Annotated in this window: 5 protein-coding genes and 2 tRNA genes; 5 read left to right on the top strand and 2 right to left on the bottom strand. The window is 65.4% G+C overall.

Annotation, left to right across the window (positions count from 1 at the left end):
- Window positions 1-5 precede the first annotated feature (5 nt).
- Complete coding sequence (locus ACI38Z_RS02155; protein ID WP_439788541.1) at window positions 6-272, bottom strand: DUF4177 domain-containing protein; 267 nt, start codon at window positions 270-272, stop codon at window positions 6-8.
- A 441-nt stretch (window positions 273-713) separates the two neighbouring features.
- Here ACI38Z_RS02155 and ACI38Z_RS02150 point away from each other — a divergent pair, with 441 nt between their 5' ends.
- Entirely contained in the window at window positions 714-1,589 is an 876-nt protein-coding gene (locus tag ACI38Z_RS02150) for a hypothetical protein (RefSeq protein ID WP_439788540.1), read from the top strand.
- A gap of 25 nt (window positions 1,590-1,614) precedes the next feature.
- On the opposite strand, the gene ACI38Z_RS02145 is transcribed toward ACI38Z_RS02150, so the two are convergent.
- Window positions 1,615-2,907 (bottom strand): O-acetylhomoserine aminocarboxypropyltransferase/cysteine synthase family protein, encoded by a 1,293-nt coding sequence (locus tag ACI38Z_RS02145; protein ID WP_439788539.1) that lies wholly within the window; start codon window positions 2,905-2,907, stop codon window positions 1,615-1,617.
- 759 nt (window positions 2,908-3,666) lie between these two features.
- Between ACI38Z_RS02145 and ACI38Z_RS02140 the strand changes: the two genes are divergently transcribed.
- The 4 genes from ACI38Z_RS02140 to ACI38Z_RS02125 form a co-directional block, all read left to right on the top strand.
- The gene (locus ACI38Z_RS02140; protein ID WP_439788538.1) at window positions 3,667-4,119 is read left to right on the top strand and encodes a hypothetical protein; all 453 of its coding nucleotides are present in this window, start codon (window positions 3,667-3,669) and stop codon (window positions 4,117-4,119) included.
- A gap of 48 nt (window positions 4,120-4,167) precedes the next feature.
- Window positions 4,168-4,241, top strand: a tRNA-Gln gene (locus ACI38Z_RS02135).
- A 9-nt stretch (window positions 4,242-4,250) separates the two neighbouring features.
- Window positions 4,251-4,337 (top strand) — tRNA-Leu (locus ACI38Z_RS02130).
- A 170-nt stretch (window positions 4,338-4,507) separates the two neighbouring features.
- A partial coding sequence (locus tag ACI38Z_RS02125; RefSeq protein ID WP_439788537.1) for a macro domain-containing protein occupies window positions 4,508-4,997 on the top strand: 490 nt, incomplete at its 3' end.

The following is a 4,997-nucleotide window of genomic DNA, read 5'->3' as shown; positions in this document are numbered from 1 at the left end:
CGCGGCTACTCGATCTTCTCGAACACCATGGTCGCCTGGATGCGGTCGCCGCCGCCTAGGCCCTTGCTCCCGCCGTTGGCCGTCGAGATGGTGTGCAGCCGATAGCCCTTGGCGGCCTGGCGGTTGATCACGTCCTCTAGCTCCGTGAGGTTGCCCGAGCCCGTGCCAAAGAGCTTCTCCTTGAGGGTTACCTGCAGTACCACGTAGTGATAGCTGTTTCCGGACGCGGTGGAGAAGGACGACTCCTTCTTCATGTCATCGATGAATCCCATGTGGGTCCTTCCGTTGTTGGCCGATGGTGCGAGTCGAGATGATACTCGCCTGCGTGCGTCGTGCTCACTTGGCCCAAGGAGTACGCAGAATGCCACATTTGCAAATCGGACCGCTGGATTCCACGTTTAGGAAACGAGCACGCAGAACGCCACGTTTAAGCTATCGAGTGGGCTGAAATCGCACGCAAATTTCCACGTTTACCAGTTTATTTGGTAAACGTGGAAAATAACGAGCCAATTTGGCTAAACGTGGCGGCCTGCGCGGAAGTTTGGTCGGCCGCCAACCATTCTGGGCTAACTGTGGCGGTCTGCGCAACGTTTTGCATAAACATGGCATTTTGCGTGGTGGTTTGCCCGACCGGGCGCCGCCCGTAGTATGGTGCACCACGTCGGATGGGGGGCGGGCCGCTCGCGGCGCGCCGGGACGCGGGGGAGTTGCAGATGCCGGGAAGACGGATGCGCAGGGTCGTGCGCAGGCTCAAGGAGAGGATCGCGCTCAACCCGCGCACGTTCAAGCTGTACTCCGTGCTGCGCGTGCTCGTGATCGTGACGCTGGTGCGCTGCATCATGACGCAGCGCTGGGAGGGCGTCGCGATCTGCGGCCTCGTGCTGGTGCTCTTCCTGGTGCCCGCGCTGATCGAGGACCGCGGCCAGCTCGAGATCCCGCCGCTCTTCCAGAACATCATCTACGTCTTCATCTTCGCGGCCGAGATCCTGGGCGAGGTCGACCACTACTACGTGCTCGTCCCCGGCTGGGACACGGTGCTCCACACCATCAACGGCTTCCTGTGCGCGGCCGTGGGCTTCTCGCTCGTCGACCTCCTCAACCGCTCGAGCAAGCGGGTCAGCCTGTCGCCCGTGTACGTGACGCTCGTGGCGTTCTGCTTCTCCATGACGGTCGGCGTGCTGTGGGAGTTCGTGGAGTTCGGCTTCGACACCACGCTGGGCCTGGACATGCAGAAGGACACCGTGGTCACGTCCATCTCGACGGTCTCGCTCGACCCTACGCACACGGGACAGCGCGTCCGCATCGACGGCATCGCGGACACGGCCATCACGACCGCGTCCGGCAAGACGACCCACATCCACGGCGGCTACCTCGACATCGGCCTGATCGACACCATGAAAGACCTGCTGGTCAACTTTGTGGGCGCGGTCGCGTTCTCCGTCATCGGCTACCGCCACCTCAGCCGCGGCGAGCCCACCGGCTGGGCCGAGGGGTTGCGTGTCACGCCCGTCTCCGCCGCGGAGGACCGCGAGGAAGAGGAGAAGATCGACCGCATGGAGCAGGAGCACGAGGCGGGCCGCCCGCGCTAGGGTAGCCCGCCTCGCGGCGTGTCCATTACAGCGTGGCGAGCGCCTGGTCCAGGTCGGCCAGGATGTCGTCCGCGTCCTCGAGCCCGCACGAGAGGCGCACCATCGCGGGGCTGATGCCCGCGGCCACCAGCTCGTCGTCGGTCATCTGGCGGTGCGTGGAGCTCGCCGGGTGCAGGCAGCAGGTGTGCGAGTCGGCCACGTGCGTCTCGATGTTGCAGATCTTCAGCGCGGCCATGAACTTCTCCGCGGCCGCGCGACCGCCGGCGACGTCAAAGCTCACGACGCCGCAGCTGCCGTTGGGGAGGTACTTCTCCGCCAGCTCGTGGTAGGGGTCGCCGGGGAGTCCGGGGTAGCGGACGGAGGCCACCTTGGGGTGTTTGCTCAGGAACTCGGCCGCGGCCTGGCCGTTTGCGCAGTGGCGCGGCATGCGCACGTGCAGGCTCTCGAGGCCCATGTTGAGGTAGAAGGCGTTCTGCGGGCTCTGGATTGAGCCGAAGTCGCGCATGAGCTGGCTCGTGGCCTTGGTGATGAAGGCGCCCGCCTGGCCGAACTTCTGGGCGTACACGATGCCGTGGTACGACTCGTCCGGCGTGGTGAGGCCGGGGAACTTCTCGGCATGCGCCATCCAGTCGAAGTTGCCGGAGTCGACGATCGCGCCGCCCACGTGCACCGCGTGGCCGTCCATGTACTTGGTGGTGGAGTGCGTCACGATGTCCGCGCCCCACTCGATGGGGCGGCAGTTGACGGGCGTGGGGAAGGTGTTGTCCACGATCAGCGGCACGCCGTGCGCGTGGGCCGCCTTGGCGAAGCGCTCGATGTCGAACACCGCGAGCGCCGGGTTCGCGATGGTCTCGCCGAACACGGCCTTGGTGTTGGGGCGGAACGCGGCCTCGAGTTCCTCGTCCGAGCACAGCGGAGAGACGAAGGTGGTCTGGACCCCCATCTTGGCCATAGTGTGCGCCAACAGGTTGAACGTGCCGCCATAGATGGCCGAGCTCGCCACGATGTGGTCGCCGGCCTCCGCGATGTTGAAGCACGCGAAGAAGTTCGCGGCCTGTCCGGAGCTGGTGAGCATGCCGGCGGTGCCGCCCTCGAGCGCCGCGATCTTGGCCGCGACGGCGTCGTTGGTGGGGTTCTGCAGGCGCGTGTAGAAGTAGCCGGAGTCCTCCAGGTCGAACAGGCGGCCCATGGCGTCCGACGTGTCGTACTTGAAGGTCGTGCTCTGCACGATGGGCACCTGCCGGGGCTCGCCGTTCTTGGGCGTGTAGCCGCCCTGCACGCAGGTGGTGCCGATGCCGTGCTCGTTCTTCTCGCTCATATGCGCTCCTGTCCGTTGTTTGGGAAGACATGAAGGAAAGCTGAGAAGTACGTTAGCATTCCGCGGGCCGCGCCGTGGCATGGGTGGCAAAGGTTGTATCATCTTGGGCATAAGCGGCAAGGGGAGGAGGCACGCATGGCAGACAGGGACGCGACGGCCCGCATGCGCATGTTCCTCATCCAGGTTTGGCTGAACTACTCCGCATAGCCCTCCGGGAACCAACAGACTCATACACGGTTGGCGCGTGCTCAACGGCAACCCCGTCGGCTCGATCGAGCCGCTGGTGGACATATCCAACTACGTGTGCCTGCGGTACGCGCTTCCCGGCTTGAGGCGCCTCCATGGTGGGGCCGGCAGGGACCCATCCCAAGTTTTTTTTGGGCCCGTGCGTAACGCGAGGGGGTTTGTGTGTGCTTTGGACCTTGCACGGGAGGTAGTGAAGACGGTGCGAGCGTACGAAAGTCCATCTGTCGGTAACGAACGAGGAACTGCGTGCGGCCCAGAGGCTCCGGTCTGCCGATCGAAGGCGATTTTCGCCAGAAGTGGGCCGGCGAATCACACACAAACCCCCTGCGGCTGCAAGCTGGTCGAAAAAAGTTCGCCGCGACGCTGCCAGTCCACCGTCGCATTCGTCCCATCTGGGCAATCGCAGCAGCAGGGCAGCGGTTTGGTGCAAGAATGTGAATCGTCGGGGATGGCCCCGGCAGACGTTCGGTCTGACGATTGGCCCACGTGGCCTAAGGGATAGAAGGAGGGAACATGGGCGAGCACTTCTCGTCCGCGGTGCTCACCGCGTCGACGGACATGAGCGAGAGCATAACCATTCGCGTCGGCAAGGCGGTGGCGGGTCTGCTCGTGCAGCACGAGCTCGTCTCCTTCTACTCCGTGGCCGAGCGGTCGGCGGTCTCTCGCAGCACGCTTTACCGCCGGGACGACCTCCGGCGACTCGTGTGCGCCGCCCGCGAGGGCGCGAACGGCGTCGCCGGCACGCGGTCGCGCGACGCGGCGTCCGAGATTGCGCGGCTCGAGCTCGAGAACGCGCGGCTTCGCGCGGCGCTCGCGGCGACGCAGGCGGAGCTCGGCAACGCGGCGGACGAGAGGCGTGCCCAATATCCCCAGCGCGCCCAGCGGCGCCAAGGGCACGACCTGCTACGGCTACGACTGCCGAGGCAACAGCGGTGTGGCATCAGCCTCACGCTGATTGCGGCGTAGGGGCCGCAGCATCCGCCTGAGGGCCATCAGACAATCCAACACAAACGATTCCCGTTAGTTCAATGGCAGAACTCCTGGTTCTGGTCCAGGTGATCCGTGTTCGAATCGCGGACGGGAAGCCAGCTTCCAAACGGGGCGTGGCGAAATTGGCAGACGCGCGGGCCTCAGGTGCCCGTGGATTCCAGACCATGCGGGTTCGAGTCCCGCCGCCCCGACCATCCAACCATCTGTCCGTTTTAGCTCGGACTCAACATAAATATGCCGCTTAACAGCACAAATGCAAGGGCCTTGCACACGGCGGACGTGCGTTGGGAGTGGGTTGTATCATGCGGGTGAGGGGCCAAGGGCTTCTCGCCCGCATGACTTTGCGACCGCGATTGGAATTGACATGCCACTTACCTTTGTCCGCCAGGACATAACCCGCATGCGGGTGGACGCGATCGTCAACGCCGCCAACGAGCGCCTCTCCATGGGCGGCGGCGTGTGCGGTGCCATCTTCCGCGCGGCCGGCGAGCGCCGCATGCGCGAGGCGTGCTTGGCAATCGGCCACGTGGGCTGCGGGAACGCCGTGGCCACGCCCGGCTTTGACCTGCCTGCACGCTGGGTCATCCACACGGCCGGCCCGCGCTGGGACGCCGGCTTCGCGGACGACGCGCACCGCCGCACCCTGCTGGCTAGCTGCTACACGCGCTCGCTCGACGTTGCGCGCGGCCTGGGTGCTGCGTCCGTCGCGTTCCCGCTCGTGTCCTCCGGAGCGTTCGGTTGCCCCAAGGACGTGGCCATGGACGTGGCGACCACGGCGATTCGCGGCTGGCTCTGCGACGCCGCCGCGGGCGAGAAGGACGCATCGGGCGAGAAGGACGACCCCCGTGACATGG

The organism is Parafannyhessea sp., from assembly GCF_051876455.1.
Lineage (GTDB): Bacteria > Actinomycetota > Coriobacteriia > Coriobacteriales > Atopobiaceae > Parafannyhessea.
The sequence above is the reverse complement of the archived record's forward strand: the minus strand, read 5'-3'. Positions and strand labels throughout refer to the sequence as shown.

Coding starts and splice junctions, on each gene's coding strand:
- ACI38Z_RS02150 (WP_439788540.1), top strand. CDS start 714: ATGCCGGGAAGACGGATGCGCAGGGTCGTGCGCAGGCTCAAGGAGAGG.
- ACI38Z_RS02155 (WP_439788541.1), bottom strand. CDS start 272: ATGGGATTCATCGATGACATGAAGAAGGAGTCGTCCTTCTCCACCGCG.
- ACI38Z_RS02145 (WP_439788539.1), bottom strand. CDS start 2,907: ATGAGCGAGAAGAACGAGCACGGCATCGGCACCACCTGCGTGCAGGGC.
- ACI38Z_RS02140 (WP_439788538.1), top strand. CDS start 3,667: ATGGGCGAGCACTTCTCGTCCGCGGTGCTCACCGCGTCGACGGACATG.